This is a genomic window from Pirellula sp. SH-Sr6A, from assembly GCF_001610875.1.
Lineage (GTDB): Bacteria > Planctomycetota > Planctomycetia > Pirellulales > Pirellulaceae > JBKCUI01.
In genome coordinates this window covers 6458860-6474488 of the sequence record NZ_CP011272.1, presented here as the reverse complement: position 1 = coordinate 6474488, position 15629 = coordinate 6458860, and the positions used below count along the sequence as shown (strand labels likewise).

Genomic DNA, 15629 nt, shown 5'->3' with positions numbered 1-15629 from the left:
ATGGCGGGTAAAGGTGGTGGTGCATGGAAAGTCGCCTACGCGGACTTCGTAACCGCGATGATGGCCTTCTTCATGGTGATGTGGTTGACATCGCAGAGCTCCGATGTGAAGGAAGCGGTCGCGGAACACTTTCGAAACCCCAGCGGCAAACGAATGACCGGCAGCGATGCCAAGTCGCTTGTCAACTCTTCCGCGGTCGGTAATGGAAGTCGCCGAACGGTCAAGTCGCGAGGTTCCAAAAAGACCGAGGAGGAGGCCAAGCATCGCGAAATGAGCGATGAAGGAGAACGTTCGAATGTCGGCAAAATCATTCGATTTGAACTCAATTCCATCGAACTATCTGAAGACGGCAAGAAGGAATTGGTTCAATTGTTGCCCGAACTCGAAGGGAAACAACACCGGATCGACGTGCGCGGCCATGCGGCCAACAATGGCGGAAACCCAGCCCAATCGGCCCTAGACGCTTGGACCATTTCGTTCCGCCGCGCAATGATCGTCTCCCAATTCTTGATCGACGAAGGAATCGACCCTCGCCGCATCCGAGTCAGCGCTGCGGGCCACTCCGAACCCCGATTCAAAGGGGACGAAGTAGACCCCGAACTCGACTCTCGCGTCGAAGTCTTCGTCCTCTCCGAGATTTTCGAAGCACCTTCCTCCCAGACAGAACGACTCATCTCCAACCGCAACTTGGACACGGAAGCAATTCGACTGGACGAAGAAGAAAAAGCGCGCGCTGCCGCGGAAGTGAAGCCCTCTGGGGGCCACTAACAGGTCAAATAGAAATCCGCACATTACCCCCTTATCAAACTCGCGTTTGGTAAGGGCACGCTCGATCGAGTACCATAGAGGGTTCCACGTTGTCCCACCTCAGGTACTCCACTCCAATGCCATCTCTTTGCCGACTCCGCGTGCTCTCCATCTTCGTTGGATTGTGCGCTCTCGCGTCTGTGTGCCCCATCTCGACAGCACTCGGGCAACTCCGTTTCAACGACGATATTCGCCCGATTCTCTCCGACAAATGCTTTTTCTGTCACGGACCGGATGCCGCAAAACGAGAAGCCGACTTGCGTCTGGACCTGCGCGACGAAGCGACCGCGTCCGGAGCCATCGTTCCCAATCACGCCGATCGAAGCGAGATCATTAAACGAATCCTCTCCACAGATCCCGACTCCCAAATGCCTCCCCCACATTCGAAGCTCGGACGTCTCTCCGAGTCCGACATTTCCAAACTGAAACAGTGGATCGAAGAAGGGGCTGAGTACGAAAAGCATTGGTCGTTTTTGCCTCTTCCCTACGAGTCCCTTGCCCAAGCGGCCCAGCAGAATCCGATCGACCCATTCGTAGCGGCCAAACTCAAAAGCCGTGCATGGAGCATGCAACCGCGCGCGGACGCGCGCACGCTGGCCCGACGAATCGCTTTGGACCTTACTGGATTGCCTCCCAGCGAAGAACAACTTGTGCATATGGAACAGCATGATGCACCGGAGCACTGGAGCGATTTTGTGGATCGCCTGCTAGCGACACCCCAATACGCAGAACGGATGGCGGTCGATTGGCTCGACATCTCACGCTATGCGGACAGCTACGGATTTCAAGTCGACCGGGAACGGGCGGTTTGGCAATGGCGGGATTGGGTCGTGCGTTCATTCCGCGACAACAAGCCCTTCGACCAGTTTATTGTGGAGCAGATCGCCGGTGATCTCTTGCCCAATCCCACATCCGATCAGATCCTGGCGACCGCCTTCAATCGGCTTCATCAGCAAGAGAGCGAAGGGGGAAGTGTCGAAGAAGAATATCGCGTCGAGTATGTTTGCGATCGCGTCCAAACCTATGCGACCGCATTCCTAGGCCTTACCTTCGAATGCGCACGTTGCCACGATCACAAATTCGATCCGATCTCCCAAAAAGAGTACTACCAACTCTTTTCCATGTTCCAGAACATCGATGAAGCCGGACTCTACTCTTACTTCACCGATTCCCCTCCTACCCCGACGCTTGGTTTAATTACTTCCGAACAACAGCAGCAGTTGTCCCAAGAGGAGGAAAACGTTCGGAAACTGGAATCCGATGCAAAGGAACTCCTTGCAGAGGAACTTGTGGGTTTAGCAGCCCAGGAGCCCTATCGCGATTGGCTGTCAAAATGCAAAGATGCCCTTTATAAATCCTCGATGATTGCCAACGAGAGGAAAGAGCTGAATTGGGACACGATTCAGAGCTTCCGCCTAGCGGCTGGAGTCCGACCTCCCTCACTGGCATTGAGCATGGATGAGGTGAAGGATCGCAAGACGGCAAGCCTCCTACCGGATGGCGCGACAGCATCGGTCGAGGGTGAAAACCGAACGGTTCCGGGACGATTTGGAAATGCGATTGAATTCACCGGTGACGATCCGGTCAAAACCAGCATTGGGAATTTTCAACGTCACGAGCCGTTCAGCGTTTCACTCTGGCTATTCGTCCCCGATCATCGGGATCGAAACGTCGTTTTCCACCGCTCGAGAGCGTGGACCGATGCTGCGAGCCGCGGATACGAATTGCTCATCGAGGATGGCAAACTGAAATGGAGCCTCATTCACTTTTGGCCGGGAAATGCCATTTCGGTCCGGAGCAAGACGCCATTGCGAACTTCGGCATGGACCCACGTGGTTGTCACGTACGACGGTAGTAGCCAAGCACGGGGACTCGCCATCTACGTCGATGGAGTTCGATGCGAGTCGGACGTGATCAAGGATTCTCTAACAAAGAATATCACCGGCGGTGGATACGATTCAATCGACTTGGGGGAACGGTTCCGCGACCGAGGCTTGCGAGGTGGCAGGATCGACCAATTCGAAGTTTTCTCGCACGAGCTAACAGCCTTCGAAGTGGGGTTTCTCTTCCCTCCCAGCGTGCATGATTCCGATTCCAAATCTTTCGAGCCAGGCATGGACCACGCCGCGCTGACGCATTACGCCACCACGCACTCGTCGCCCCTGAAGTCGACGAACGACCGATTGAGGGACGCTCGCAAGAATCAATTTGCAAAGCAAGATAGCGTGGGAGAGATCATGGTTATGAAGGAGTTGCCGAAGCCCAAACCCGCCTATGTGCTGGTGCGCGGTGAGTACAATCGGCAGGGAGAAGAAATCACGGCGGGGACACCCTCCGCGCTCCACGCGTTTCCAATCGATTCTCCCTTGAATCGATTGGGCTTGGCCCGTTGGACGGTATCCCGGGACAATCCTCTTACCGCGCGCGTTCTCGTCAATCGCGTATGGCAAAGTTTCTTCGGGTCTGGTCTTGTGAAAACGTCGGAAGATTTTGGTAGCCAAGGATCTCGCCCCTTGCATCCCGAAGTTCTCGATGCACTCGCGGTCCGATTCGTGAACTCGGGTTGGAACATGAAGGATCTTGTAAAAGCGATCGTACTCAGCCAGACCTATCAGCAAAGGAGTGTATCGACCGAGGAACAGATGGCGGAGGATCCGGACAACGAATGGTTGGCTCGTGGCCCTCGATTCCGATTGCCTGCGGAGATGATTCGCGACCAAGTGTTAGCGGCTTCAGGACTTCTCGATTTGACCGTGGGAGGTCCTCCCGTGGTGCCGTATGAAATGAGCGAATCCTTCAAGCCGGCCCCGGCTAGTGAAGGGAGCGGTGTACATCGACGCAGTCTATATACGCAGTGGAGACGCACGGGACCGCCTCCCGCGATGATCGCATTCGATGCACCACGCCGGGCTGTTTGCGTCGCCAAACGAGAGCGGACCGATTCCCCGCTGCAATCGCTGGTACTCCTCAACGGTGTCCAGTATGTCGAAGCGGCCCGCGCCATGGCGATTGCGATCCTCAAAGAGGAACCTAGCCAAGCTCCCATCTGGGTAGATCGAGCATTTCGCAGAACTCTCTCACGTCCTCCGACCGAGCCAGAGGTTGCTATCGGGCAAAGGATGATCGACGAGCAACGGAGCTACTTTCTCGCGAATGCCGGCGCCGCTGAGGCATTCTTGAAAATCGGTCGTGTGCCCATTCCCGACGGAATGGATCGAAACGACCTTGCCGCGGCAACTATCCTATGCCAAGCCCTATTGAATCATGATGCATGTGTCGTGAAACGATAGAATAGTTTGTTGTATTCCTTTTCCTATCCATTTTTGCATTGCACACGAGGCCACGATGTTTCACTCCCTTTCCCGTTTTATGGTCATGACCGCCGCATTGGTCGGCGCTCCTTGGTGCAGTGCCCGCGAATGGAAAGACTCGACGGGAATGGTCAAGATTCAGGGAACGCTGCTCGCTGCCGACGATCATGAAGTCGTGATCAAATTGGATCAAAAGCGAAAGGAGCACGAGCTGCTCGCGGTTCCGCTCGAAAACTTGTCGAAAGAGGACCTCGAATACCTGAAGTCCCAAGAAGTCACCGATCAGCTTGCAGCGGAAGGGCAGAAGCAAGTTTGGGAGCTGGCCAACGGCATGAAGGTCTATGGCAGGCTGGTCCGATTTGTCGAGAAGGACGTCTCCTTGCAACGCCGCAGGGGGCGATTGTATGTAAACGATCGCCCGATCAATAACTTGCCCGAAGTGTATCAAAAGATGATCCCTTCGATTGTCGCGCACTTTGAGAAGACCAAGTTCACAGATCACATCGCATTCGATCGGTGGGTCGCGGCCCAAAAGTCGAACGTGCGAACTTTCCATTGCGAAGGGGTTATGGTCGAGTTTCCAAACGGGGACGAATATGCATTGCCATTGTTCTTCTTGTCGCCGAGCGCATCCAAACTATTGAATTCGTCCTACGAGCAGTGGAAATCGGAACGTCAGCAAGATCGAGCCCAGGAGCAAGCGGCCGAATCGGAGCGACAAAACGATCTCTATCTTCAGTCGCAGGCGATGGCGATGCAGCAACAACAGCAAGAGATGATGCAGATTGCTAGGTTACAATTGCTCATGAATACCGTGGCCGCAGGGGTAACTGACATGTGGGAAGTATACCTCTATCCTCCCAATGGAATGTTTGGCTACCCAATCTCCGTGGTCGTCCCCGCCCGCAATAGCGCCGACGCGTCCGCGATCGCACTGCAAAGAAACCCCGGCTTTGTTTTGGGCCCGGTCCGCAAAATATCCGGTTACTAATTCCCACGCCGGCGAAAGGCACACGTTTCTCCCACGGCCCCAGGACCGGCAGCTTTGCATGTTGGTGACAAAGACAACTTTTACATCCCCCAAGCAAACGGATCTTCCGGATCCACGACGACCTGGAGATCCCCGTTCACGAAGGCCCTCCCTCGGACCGTGGGGATAATTTTTCCGCATTCGCTGTCGTACCATTGAAAGGTACCTTCGAAGCGAGTGCCGAGAACTCCTTCCTGGATCCAGCGCTGACCGACGAGCAGTTCGCCGTCGGCAGCGAGGCACGCCAATTTAGCGCTCGTCCCGGTCCCGCACGGAGACCGATCGTACATCGCGCCGGGGCAAAGAACAAAGTTACGAGCGTTCGAGGTCGGATGGCGAGGCGGTCCCACAAGCTCGACGTGATCGACGTCCGGGTATTGTTCGCGGCAAGCGACCATGAGTTCTTGAGAAAGACTCAACAGTTCGGGAATGGGCGCATCCAGATTCTTCATCGCATCGGGTTTCGCCAAACAAAACCAGTTCCCTCCGTAGGCGATATCGCAGGGAATTGTCCCAAAGGATTGGGTCGCGATGGGGGCATCTTTCGCGATTCGGTAGCTGGGTACATTTTGGATGCGAACCGAGTGGTCTGGGAGTAGTTCCGCCTTGACGATCCCCGCGACCGTTTCAATCGTCTGGATTCCCGGCTGGATCCGGCCGAGAAATCGCAAGGTCTCGATGACACCGATCATTCCATGCCCGCACATGCCGAGGTAGCCGACATTGTTAAAGAAAACGACCGCGGCGGTATGGTCCGGGTGGATAGGAGGGAGGAGGTGGGCTCCCACCATCACTTCGGAACCGCGAGGTTCACGAACGATCGCGCGGCGAAAGTGGTCGAAATCGGAGCGGAGGATGGCCAAACGCTCGTCCATGGTCGATGCTGGGAGGTTCAAGTCGCAATCGACGATCGTTCGCGTCGGTTCACCTGCGGTATGAGAATCGACGACACGGAATCCTAGGTTGGACATCAACAATCGACCTTGTTCGGGGGGAAGATAGTTTTACAGAGCCCAGCGCGCAGGCCCCGGTTTGCGAGGGATGGGCGGGCCATACAGGCGAAACGGATGATACCCATTTTGCAGCAAGTCAGAATTGGAAACAGGAACTTTTTTCGAGTAGCGAATCGACGCCCTTGGCAACTGGCAGGGTAGCCGTTACATTTCTGGGCACAGCGGTCGAGGGGTCCTCCGGGCAACGGACTCCCCCTCGAATGCGTTGCCTTCCTCCGTTGAAAAGACCCTTTGCAGCCCCTCCTCGAGCGAGCTAGCAAGTGGTAGAAAATGTGGGGTGGGAAACAATTTGGCGATGTAGCTCAGTCGGTTAGAGCAACGGCTTCATAAGCCGTGTGTCGGTGGTTCGAGTCCACTCATCGCTACTGAAGACATCCTTGAAACTCTATGAATTCCACAGGGTAAACGCGATCCGTTCACCCTAATCGGAAAATTTAGAAAATCAAGCGTATGTCCTTTTTTTGCACCTCCGAGTGGCAACAAGAGGTAACACATGGTCTCCCAAGACGACGAATGGTTAAACAGTTTTTCAGACTGGGTATCTTTGTCTCAAGCTGCTGAAATCATCGGGAATACTCGCGCAAGTGTCCTTCGAAACGGATATGCAGGTCGGTACCCGTTCCGCTGGAGAGGTGGGCACTTGTTCTACTACCGCAAGTCCCTCGTCCGAGCTGAGATGGGTGGACCGAACGTGATCAAGAAGGAGAAGCAGACCCTAAATCGGACCAACCAAAAGCTCGTCATGCAATATCGCGACTTCCTCGCTCTTGAGTTCGACGACTTCATCGTTGAAATCCGTAACGACTCCGAGGGCTCGCTCCACGCGCACGCGATTGTCTGTGTCAACGGGCGGTACCACCAAATGCCTCCCAAGATGATTGTTCAAAACGGCAAGGCAAAAAAGTCCGCTTAATTTCTCCGAAATCTTGGTAACAGAATTGCCTCTTTCCGGCCTATCTCTAGTAGACGATCTGTTGTCGCTGTCTGGTGAGATTCTTTCCTCGCCGATCGACGGGCCAGAAAGTCCGTCGTGGGGACGGCAAGCATCGCGACGTAAAAAAAGATAATGCGAACTGCGCGCGAAAGGGCTTGGACGTTGTCGCTAGACCATCACGCGGGCCACTCATCCCGGTATTGGGGGATAGAGGGGGTCTGCCCGCGTGGGCGGAACATTATCGCTAGATGTTTTTCTTCTTAGTTAGGTAAGAGAATCTACTAGATCGCGCGAGATACCAGCACTGGTTCGGCAAAAAAACTTTTCGTTCGTCTGTCACAAACGCAACATGCTTCCGGCCTTTTAGGGTGAGCGAGTTGATCTCGCACCTAACAAATGGAAACGGAACAGCGACCAGCCGCTTAAAGCTGTGGCTATGGAGTGACAGATGAGGAATCTCTTTGAGCAATCCTGCTCAGCCGAAGACGAAGCAGTTGACTCTGCTCGCAAAATGGATCGATCTCGTATCAACGAGTCATTCATCGATTCTCGGACTAGCCAAGACCTTCCAAACCGTTGGTACGAACTAGGTTCCGAAGACAAGCTAGTACTGGTTGGCATCGGCGTCTTGTTGTTTGCTTTTTTCTTAGTCGCTATTGTCGCTGGCGGTTTGTTCCGAGCGTAGCGCCCCACTCTGGTGGCGTGTCTTTCTTCCGACTAGATCCTGGTGGTTGTTCGTATGCCGAGCGTATCTGTTTCGATGAATCGTTTCCCAAACTACGACTTCCATGAGCTGGCGAACTGCTGGCCGCTTGCCACTTCGCAGGAGCACAAGGAACTTGTCGAGAGCATCAAGAAGCACGGGCAGAAAGAGAAGATCACCCTCTTCGAGAAGAAAATTCTCGATGGCCGAAACCGATACACCGCTTGCAAGGAAGCAGGGGTGAAGCCGGAGTTCGAAACGCTCAAGGCTGGAGAAGATCCAGCAACCTTCGTGATCGCGAAAAACAATCATCGAAGGAACTTGTCCGTTTCGCAAAAGGCCGTGGTCGCTGCGAAACTCAGCGAGTACTACGAGTCCGAGGCCAGAAAGCGAATGCTGAGAGGCAAAGCTGACCCTATGGAAAATTTTCCACAGGGTCAGACGGGGACTGCTCGCGATATGGCAGGCAAATCCGTCGGTGTGTCTGGCAAGACCGTCGATTTCGCAAAGAAAGTGCTAAACGAGGGAGCAGCAGAGGTTGTCAGCGCGGTTGAGTCCGGCGAGCTGAAAGTGAGTACGGCTTCCAGGTTGGTAGACGTTATCCCCGACAAGACGGAGCAGAAAAAGATCATTCAAGAGGGGGCTGCTGCTGTCAAAGCAGCGGTTGCAGATCCGAAGCCTCCCAAACTGAAGCCTGAGAAATCTCGTGAGTTGGTTGAGCGCTCGCAACCGGTTCCGACTGCTTCGCCGATCGTGCAGATCCAGGCCCTGTTGGCAAAGGTGGATCTCCTCGACGTTGCTGAGCTGATCTTGGAGAAGCTCGATGGGTGCGAGGAGTTTGAGAAGCTGCTTCGCGAGAAGTGCCCCGTAACCACGGGAATCTTGGCGAGGCCGAACGAAGGTGAGTCAGATGTCACCCTCCATGACATCGACTCGAGAACGCCGTCGGAATCGGCCTCGCCGGTTGCAAGCGACGATCCTGAATTGGAATCGCAGAAGCTATTCGATCGCTTTGATGCGAGCGGGAGGGCTACTGTCTACGCAACCATCTCGGATCTTTGGAGGGTCGAAAGCGGTGGGAAGCCCAAGCGTTCGAATGTGTTCATAAAACCAACCCTCGAACAAGTGACCCAGTACTGCAACGAGAGAAAGAACAGCGTCGACCCTGAAAAGTTCTATGACTACTACCAGACGCAAGGCTGGAAGCTGGCGAACGGAAACTCCATGAAAGACTGGCAATCTGCCATTCGCACGTGGGAGAAATCGGCTGGAACCAAATCGGTTCAGACTCCGGCCCGGCCTGGTGGGATTCCCCTGGTAGGCATTTTGCCTCCGGCAGAAGAGCAACCGCTCCGGCCTCGTAAGGACCTGATGGATCAATTCAAGAAACTCAAACCATTCGAACCCGTGGAGAGTTGATGACAAGCGTCAAGGATGGTGCGATCGAAGCACGTGTCGAGGCAGAAGAGAGCGTGATCTCAATCGCTTTTATTGGGCCTCACTTGATTGAAGCAATGAGCGCATTGGTTTCGCACCGAGACTTCTTCGATAGGACGTTGGCGGATATCTGGGGGGTGTGCCTCGATCTTCGCGTCGGTAATGTCGACTCCGATGCCAGGATGCTCATTCTTGAGCTCAAAAAGCGAGGGTTGTTGGAACAAATCGGCGGCATGTCGGCGCTCGCGAAGATCATCAATCGCCAGCCAACGGTCACGCACTATGAGTACTACTGCCGTGAGGTAGCGCGCTACGCGGAGTTGAGACGGCTCGAATATGCTGCTGGGTCGTTACTGACTGCGTCGACGGATCCAAAAGCAGACCCTCAAAAACTTCTCAACGCGTTTACGGCAAAGACCGAAGGCGTGGGGAATAGCAAGGACGCCGGGTTCAGGCATTTTAAAGAGATCGTTGACAGTGTTGTGGAATCCAAGATAGGCGGGTCCGATGAGGAGGATGCGGCGCGTGTTGGATTCACGACGGGCCTTCCTTCGCTCGATGCGTTAATAGGTGGGTTCGCTCCGAGTAAGTTGTATTTGCTTGGAGCGCGAACCGGAGTAGGCAAGACGGCGTTAGCAGCCAACTTCTGCATGAGCGCCGTCGCCCAGGGGAAATGTGCGTGGTTCTCCTCGCTCGAGATGAAGAACGCAGAGGTGACAGAACGCATTATGTCTTCATACTTGAAGATGAATCACAGGCGATGGCTTGGCAGGCTTTCAGACCAAGAGTTGCTGGCGGTAAGAGAGTTTCGCGATACGGTTGCCGCGTCCGCGCGTTTATGGATGACCGACGTAAAAGAATCCTACCAATCAATCCGGGCGAAATGCCGGTTAAGGAAGTCTTGCGAAGGTTTGGAATTCCTGATCGTTGACAACCTCCAGCTCGTTCGTCCGTTCGATTACCGAAGTCCCAAGCATGAACGAACCAAGCAACTCACCGAGGCGTTCAAGGATCTTGCGAAAGAGATGAATATCGCGGTGCTTGTTTTGTGTCAGTTGTCAGTCGATTCGGAGATCACAAAGGGCCGAAGCGGCGTCATGGAGGAGCCGGACAATTCTAGCTGGGCCGATTCAAAGCGAATTGTTGACGACGCAGACGTGGCGATGTTACTGCATCGAGCATCTCGAGAGTCCACTGACTCCCGGCTCATTATCTCGAAACAACGGAATGGACCGCTCGGTGCGGTTCCATTGAACTGGGCAGGGCATTTTCAGACTTTTTCCGACGCGAACGTCGACCAACTGGGGTGAATAATGGTTCCGAGCAAATTGACAAGCAAAGAATTTGAGCAACTCGTGCTGGACCAAAGTGCCTGGTACGAAGAAATCAAATTCGCGGTGATCGGTCGTTATGGGGTCCAAGCAACTGTGAGACCGTCGCATACAACCCCAGGGGCAATGGAGACGCAGCTCATACAGTCTCTTCCGGACTTCGAAGGCATGTACCGGTGCCTCGAAGGCGAAAGCAAAGGCCTACCGCATACTTTTAGGCACGTTATCTTTGACGCAAAGGTTTGCTCTTCCGCATCGTTTCCTTGGAACAAATATCGAGCGGAGACTCGCGGGCCGCGGGCGCGGCAGTTGAAACACATGCTCCGCAGAAGCCGCTTCGGCGCAACGTGCTTCTTTTTGTTCCATTGGAACGAAAGATCTCTTGCGAAGCGCACCGTTCCCGCTCGAACATTTATCTTTCCGGTCTCAGATCAAGACGATTACTGGGATCGTGTGGAGAGCTTGGAAGTGAAGTCTTTGACGCTATCAGACTGCGAAGAGAAGGGAGTCGAAGTGGATTGGGTTCTCAATAGCAAACAATCAAGAAAATACCGTCCTGACTTTTTGTTGTTAAAAAAACTGGAATCTATGTCACAAACCGCTGCCCATTCCGGCCTCTTTGTATGAAGGGTTCAAGTACAGCGGGGAGAGTATGGCAGACAAGAAACATCGAATATCAATAGTGACTCAAGACGGAACGCTATTCGTCAAAGAGCAGGCGTTCATTCTTCCAGTGTGTGACCTGCCGATACGCGTTAGCGTAAACGCGTGCCTAGCTGCGATCGGTGGAATCAAGTTGGGTGCAAAGAGTTGGAACGTACCGGTAGATCTTCCGAGCGTGTCCGAGTACCTCTGTTACGTCAACAGTTCCGACGAGAGCGAGACTGTGGCGAGGGGGAGGTGGATTCGGAAATTCACCGTTCGCAAGGCAGTGGATGAATCCACAATCCCGTTCAAAGAAGGAAAGGTCGATTGGTCGGCTTTCCAAAGGTTGATCGACGCGTCGGTCGCACGAGACTTCCCGTTGTGTTCTTAGTCTATCGAATTGATGATCATGGTTGATACTAACGCTCAAGAATCCGAGTGGCTTAGCAAAAAGTTGCGACGTATCGGGTCATCCGATGCAAGAGCAATCTTCGGCTTTGGTTACGACGATGAAGACATCGTTACCGTTTGGGAGCGGCTAACAACTGGGAAGCGAAAATCTTTCAATGCCAGTCAAATTAGCTTGATGAACGAAGGCAAGATATTCGAGCCCTCCATCATTCAGCTCTTCAAGCAAAAGAATCCCGAGTGGGATGTTGAGTCTGGCGGATTCAACTTGGTCGTTCCGGATCAATATCCGCACCTTTGCTGCACGCTCGATGCGTCTGGGTTCAAGACGTCGACCAGTGAACGGATCGTCATTGAAGCCAAGTTTGAGCAGCATGGGAATTGGGCGGACTACGCGGACGACCAAATCCCCATGAAACATTATCTGCAGATTCAACATCAGTTGATTTGCACTGGATACAAGGCAGGTGTGCTCATCAGTTTGCTACGTGGCACGTACGTTCAGCGTTGGGTTGAACGCAATGAAGAGCTCATTGAGCAAATGCTGATTACCTATGCCGATTTGATCGACAAGGCTGCCAAGGGCATCCGCCCAATGGTGCATGGAAAGACCGCGTATGAAGCGGTTCGTGCCGAAGCAGATCGGTACTCGGCCAAATACGTCGGGCGCGAAATCAGCCAGACCGTCAAAGAGGCTGTTCGGTTGCAACAGCAGATCAATGAAGCAACTAAGAAACTCGAAAAGAACAAGCAAATAATCGCTAAGAGCTCGAGCGGTTGTACCTATTTGGTGTTGGATGACCAGCAGGTGGTAAAGCTGGGTAAATCGTTATCCGTATTGGCGAAATTGCCTTCGAATGTAAAGGTGGAAGCATGACAGCAGCAGCTGAAGAACGTACCGAGCATGTCAGTGGTGCAAGTCCGAAAAGGTCGGAGGCTATGATCCTATTGGAGGATCTCCAGTCGGATGACACTTCCAGGAAATTATTGCAAATTCTGCCTTCGCACATGAAGCCTGAGTTCTTCGTGCGCGTGGTAATCAATCAGCTCAACAAGAATCCAAAACTCGCTTTGTGCACACGGCAGAGCTTCATCGGCTCCGTGCTGGATCTTGCTGCGATCGGCCTCGAGCCGGACGGTAGGCGAGCGCACTTGATTCCCTACGGGCGGACGTGCACTTATCAGCTCGATTACAAAGGGATCGCGGAGTTGGTTCTGCGATCGGGGAAGGTGTCGCACGTGGCTGCCGATGTGATCCGGCGTGGAGACATCTTCGTTTGGAATAAGGGGCAGCTCAAAGAACACGTCCCGCACTTCCTTAGGACAGATGCGAAGGCACCGAAAGAGGCCGGAGAAGTCTTTGCGGCTTACTCACTGGTTGTGTTCAAAGATGGTACCGAGCGAGCGGAAGTGATGTCTCGCGCGGACATCCTCGCGATTCGTGATGGTTCACCCGGGTGGCAGGCTTTCGTAGCCAAGAAGAGTAACGACACCCCTTGGGATCCGAGATTTCCGCACAAAGAGTTTGAGATGTGGAAAAAAACCACGTTCAAGCGGCTAAGCAAATGGCTCCCAATCTCCGCGGAGGCCCAAGCGGCGATCGAGAAGGAAGATCGCAACGACTACGGTGATCGTAACAGCAATGTCATCAACTCCCCCAGCGTGCGAACTGTTCGGTCGGCGGACGACTTAAAAGAGGAATTGAAACGACGGAACGCGGAGTCCACCAGTACTGAGGTGATCCATGACACGGAATTCGTCGCTCCCGAAGGCATTTCGAAGCAGGCTTTGCTCTTGGAGCTCAAAGCAGCTACCGACCCGTTGACTATCATCGAAATCGAGCGAGACTTGGAGCATGTCCGAGCTGAAGATCGAGATGAAGTACTCGCTGCGATCGCGTCGGCTAAAGCCAGGCTGTAGGAACCACAAAACGCAAGGACGCTACAGTGCTGGAACGAGCTGCAGGTACAATTAAGCTCCCGGTCAGTTTCTTTGACTGGGTTACAAAGTTCGGAGATGACTTTGGATATCTTCCGTTGGTGGATGCCGACGCGCCTAACGATGCGATGCCGTCATCGATGGACCGCATTGATGTTATGCGAAAGCGGATGCGAAAGGGCATGCCGCTATTCTCCAAGAGCGACACGATTTTTTTCGATGGGACCAGGAGTGAGCAATTCGATGCTTACGCGACTGATCCGACCTGGACCACATGGGATGGGAATGAGGATCGGGGGATCGAGAAGAGCGTTGACGGTCGGTACGAGTATCGAAAGTGGGAGATCTGGGATAAGTCCAAGCCGATCGCTTGCTTCATAGGTTTGTTCCCGGATCCTTCGATTGACAGTCGCAAAGAAATGATGCTCGCAATGTCACACGGGTGCGGCGGCTTCCAAAGACTAAACCTTTTTGCGAAGCGGCTTAAACGAGTGGACGAGCTTTGGGGCGACGAAGATCCCATTGGGGATTGGAACGACCGAGTGATTCGCTTGACTTGTTTGTCGACGAGTTTCACCGTCCTGTGCTGGGGTAAGGCGGGTCGGTTTGTTGGTCGGTCTGCCTACGTTGTTTCAGGCGTGAAGAACACACTCAAAGAGGATCGCGTGTTTTGGTACGGGGCGACTCCGGCCTACATGTCCGAAAACGGCACGGGCAATCGGTTTGTCCAGCCTGTTGGGTTGAAGGACGTCGAGCACGGAGCCTCGTTGCACAGCATTCGATTCAAGTATCTGGAGTCTCTCGATAATGACTAGAAGAGTTGTCGCCATTAGCCTGAGCCCGGTGAGTATTGGTATCGCTGGCTTCGATCTTGTGTTCGGTCAATACAACCTTCCGAGCGGAGGGAAAGCCAAGGCCATCGGTTCTTCCTCGCTCGCAGGAGCTAGGCTTCTCGAGTTGCATAACTACCTCGATAAGCACATCCTCTCCGATCGAAGGTACGACATCGTTGCAATTCAGTCGTCTCAGTACGGTATTAACGTCAAGAGTTTTAACGACGCAGAAGCGAATGCTCGAATGGCCGGTGTAGTGCTCATGGCGTCGGCTCGGCACAAAGTTCAATTAGTGGAGTTCGCTCCCGATGCGGTTTCGCGGATGGCGATCGGTCGGAAAGGTGCTACACCGGCAGACTACATCGATGCGGCGGGAAAGAACGGCGTCCAGATCAAGATTAATAGCCAGTTAGCTGCGGAGGCCTACTGGATTATGTGTTTGGCAAGTAATCAAGGATAGAAGGCAATGACACCTGAGCAGTTTGCTATGCAGGAAAAGTGGCAGAATGAAATCATGTCCGTATCAAGAGCGATCACCGTCGCTCAGGTCGAGTATGACGATGCGAAGAAGATCCGGCTCGAGAAGCAGCACAAGCTTGAAGAGCTCAAGACGCGGTTGAAACAGTTGGGAGATCGAGGCCCATTCGGGGATGAGGACGCGCAACCAACGCTGTTCGGAAGCGTGGCAGAACAGCCCGACAATAAAGATTCGATTCGGAAGCTTAAGCTCCCTGCACGTATCTATGGGTTACTCGAAAAAGCAGGCGTGTCCACGTTCAGTCGTTTGGAGTTGATAACCAACGGGCTGGATCCAGAGTATTCGTCTGGCTTGAGGGACGTTCCGAATCTCGATGAGGATGCGATCAATCGAATCTTGAGCGAGTTCAATGACCTCTGCGAAGATGATGACGATGACTCACCGACGACGATCCCGTACACGGCTCCAATTCAGAAGGCCAAGGACGGGGATCCAAAGAACACCGAATCCAAGTTCACCATCGTGGTTAAGGTGGATCTGGATGGTTCTGGGATCAAGAAAGGGGACACGGTCCAGGCGGATGTGCATGATTCCGGGCAAGCATTCGTCCAGTACGGGGAGAGCGAAGACGACGTGCTGTTGCTCGAGTCTGGCGAGTTTGAATTAGTCGGATCGAACGCGTAGCATGGTAACAATGTAACGCGTGTCTTAGCGTATTACAGGAGCGGGGGGACGGTGTTAATGAGTAACACCGTCCCTTT

15 protein-coding genes and 1 tRNA gene are annotated in these 15629 nt (G+C 53.7%); 15 read left to right on the top strand and 1 reads right to left on the bottom strand.

The genetic code is table 11. The annotated features are described in order from the left end of the window. The 3 genes from VN12_RS25360 (at position 1) to VN12_RS25350 (ending at position 5109) form a co-directional block, all read left to right on the top strand. Complete coding sequence (locus VN12_RS25360) at positions 1 to 768, top strand: flagellar motor protein MotB (protein WP_146679688.1); 768 nt, start codon at positions 1 to 3, stop codon at positions 766 to 768. A gap of 116 nt (positions 769 to 884) precedes the next feature. Beyond that, positions 885 to 4097, top strand: coding sequence for a DUF1553 domain-containing protein (locus VN12_RS25355; RefSeq protein ID WP_146679687.1), 3213 nt, complete (start codon positions 885 to 887; stop codon positions 4095 to 4097). A 55-nt stretch (positions 4098 to 4152) separates the two neighbouring features. Then, complete coding sequence (locus VN12_RS25350; RefSeq protein WP_146679686.1) at positions 4153 to 5109, top strand: SHD1 domain-containing protein; 957 nt, start codon at positions 4153 to 4155, stop codon at positions 5107 to 5109. An 80-nt stretch (positions 5110 to 5189) separates the two neighbouring features. On the opposite strand, the gene VN12_RS25345 is transcribed toward VN12_RS25350, so the two are convergent. Beyond that, a complete protein-coding gene (locus VN12_RS25345) occupies positions 5190 to 6119 on the bottom strand; it encodes a proline racemase family protein (protein WP_146679685.1) in 930 nt (309 codons plus the stop codon). Positions 6120 to 6452: 333 nt separating this feature from the next. Here VN12_RS25345 and VN12_RS25340 point away from each other — a divergent pair. From VN12_RS25340 to VN12_RS25290, 12 genes are all read left to right on the top strand, one after another. After that, positions 6453 to 6526: transfer RNA gene (locus VN12_RS25340), tRNA-Met, on the top strand. A 128-nt stretch (positions 6527 to 6654) separates the two neighbouring features. Continuing rightward, positions 6655 to 7074: a hypothetical protein gene (locus VN12_RS25335; protein ID WP_146679684.1), complete on the top strand. Its 420-nt coding sequence runs from the start codon at positions 6655 to 6657 to the stop codon at positions 7072 to 7074. A gap of 469 nt (positions 7075 to 7543) precedes the next feature. Continuing rightward, positions 7544 to 7780 (top strand): hypothetical protein, encoded by a 237-nt coding sequence (locus tag VN12_RS25330; RefSeq protein WP_146679683.1) that lies wholly within the window; start codon positions 7544 to 7546, stop codon positions 7778 to 7780. 75 nt (positions 7781 to 7855) lie between these two features. Continuing rightward, entirely contained in the window at positions 7856 to 9217 is a 1362-nt protein-coding gene (locus VN12_RS25325) for a ParB/RepB/Spo0J family partition protein (protein ID WP_168164644.1), read from the top strand. Next, positions 9217 to 10545, top strand: coding sequence for a replicative DNA helicase (locus VN12_RS25320; protein ID WP_146679681.1), 1329 nt, complete (start codon positions 9217 to 9219; stop codon positions 10543 to 10545). The genes VN12_RS25325 and VN12_RS25320 overlap by 1 nt, the downstream gene beginning before the upstream one ends. A gap of 3 nt (positions 10546 to 10548) precedes the next feature. Continuing rightward, complete coding sequence (locus tag VN12_RS26970; RefSeq protein ID WP_409994266.1) at positions 10549 to 11193, top strand: Holliday junction resolvase RecU; 645 nt, start codon at positions 10549 to 10551, stop codon at positions 11191 to 11193. 55 nt (positions 11194 to 11248) lie between these two features. Beyond that, positions 11249 to 11602 (top strand): hypothetical protein, encoded by a 354-nt coding sequence (locus VN12_RS25315; RefSeq protein WP_146679680.1) that lies wholly within the window; start codon positions 11249 to 11251, stop codon positions 11600 to 11602. Between the two features lie 18 nt (positions 11603 to 11620). Continuing rightward, entirely contained in the window at positions 11621 to 12496 is an 876-nt protein-coding gene (locus VN12_RS25310; protein ID WP_168164643.1) for a YqaJ viral recombinase family protein, read from the top strand. Then, positions 12493 to 13539, top strand: a complete 1047-nt coding sequence (locus VN12_RS25305; protein ID WP_146679678.1) for a recombinase RecT — start codon at positions 12493 to 12495, stop codon at positions 13537 to 13539. The genes VN12_RS25310 and VN12_RS25305 overlap by 4 nt, the downstream gene beginning before the upstream one ends. A gap of 26 nt (positions 13540 to 13565) precedes the next feature. Continuing rightward, entirely contained in the window at positions 13566 to 14372 is an 807-nt protein-coding gene (locus VN12_RS25300) for a DUF1643 domain-containing protein (RefSeq protein ID WP_146679677.1), read from the top strand. After that, positions 14365 to 14850 (top strand): hypothetical protein, encoded by a 486-nt coding sequence (locus VN12_RS25295; RefSeq protein ID WP_146679676.1) that lies wholly within the window; start codon positions 14365 to 14367, stop codon positions 14848 to 14850. The genes VN12_RS25300 and VN12_RS25295 overlap by 8 nt, the downstream gene beginning before the upstream one ends. A 6-nt stretch (positions 14851 to 14856) precedes the next feature. Next, the gene (locus VN12_RS25290) at positions 14857 to 15552 is read left to right on the top strand and encodes a hypothetical protein (protein WP_146679675.1); all 696 of its coding nucleotides are present in this window, start codon (positions 14857 to 14859) and stop codon (positions 15550 to 15552) included. The last annotated feature ends 77 nt before the right edge of the window (positions 15553 to 15629 follow it).

Excerpts from the sequence above, each read along its gene's own strand:
- VN12_RS25360 (WP_146679688.1), top strand. The coding sequence starts at position 1 with ATGGCGGGTAAAGGTGGTGGTGCATGGAAAGTCGCCTACGCGGACTTC.
- VN12_RS25355 (WP_146679687.1), top strand. The coding sequence starts at position 885 with ATGCCATCTCTTTGCCGACTCCGCGTGCTCTCCATCTTCGTTGGATTG.
- VN12_RS25350 (WP_146679686.1), top strand. The coding sequence starts at position 4,153 with ATGTTTCACTCCCTTTCCCGTTTTATGGTCATGACCGCCGCATTGGTC.
- VN12_RS25345 (WP_146679685.1), bottom strand. The coding sequence starts at position 6,119 with ATGTCCAACCTAGGATTCCGTGTCGTCGATTCTCATACCGCAGGTGAA.
- VN12_RS25335 (WP_146679684.1), top strand. The coding sequence starts at position 6,655 with ATGGTCTCCCAAGACGACGAATGGTTAAACAGTTTTTCAGACTGGGTA.
- VN12_RS25330 (WP_146679683.1), top strand. The coding sequence starts at position 7,544 with ATGAGGAATCTCTTTGAGCAATCCTGCTCAGCCGAAGACGAAGCAGTT.
- VN12_RS25325 (WP_168164644.1), top strand. The coding sequence starts at position 7,856 with ATGAATCGTTTCCCAAACTACGACTTCCATGAGCTGGCGAACTGCTGG.
- VN12_RS25320 (WP_146679681.1), top strand. The coding sequence starts at position 9,217 with ATGACAAGCGTCAAGGATGGTGCGATCGAAGCACGTGTCGAGGCAGAA.
- VN12_RS26970 (WP_409994266.1), top strand. The coding sequence starts at position 10,549 with ATGGTTCCGAGCAAATTGACAAGCAAAGAATTTGAGCAACTCGTGCTG.
- VN12_RS25310 (WP_168164643.1), top strand. The coding sequence starts at position 11,621 with ATGGTTGATACTAACGCTCAAGAATCCGAGTGGCTTAGCAAAAAGTTG.
- VN12_RS25305 (WP_146679678.1), top strand. The coding sequence starts at position 12,493 with ATGACAGCAGCAGCTGAAGAACGTACCGAGCATGTCAGTGGTGCAAGT.
- VN12_RS25295 (WP_146679676.1), top strand. The coding sequence starts at position 14,365 with ATGACTAGAAGAGTTGTCGCCATTAGCCTGAGCCCGGTGAGTATTGGT.
- VN12_RS25290 (WP_146679675.1), top strand. The coding sequence starts at position 14,857 with ATGACACCTGAGCAGTTTGCTATGCAGGAAAAGTGGCAGAATGAAATC.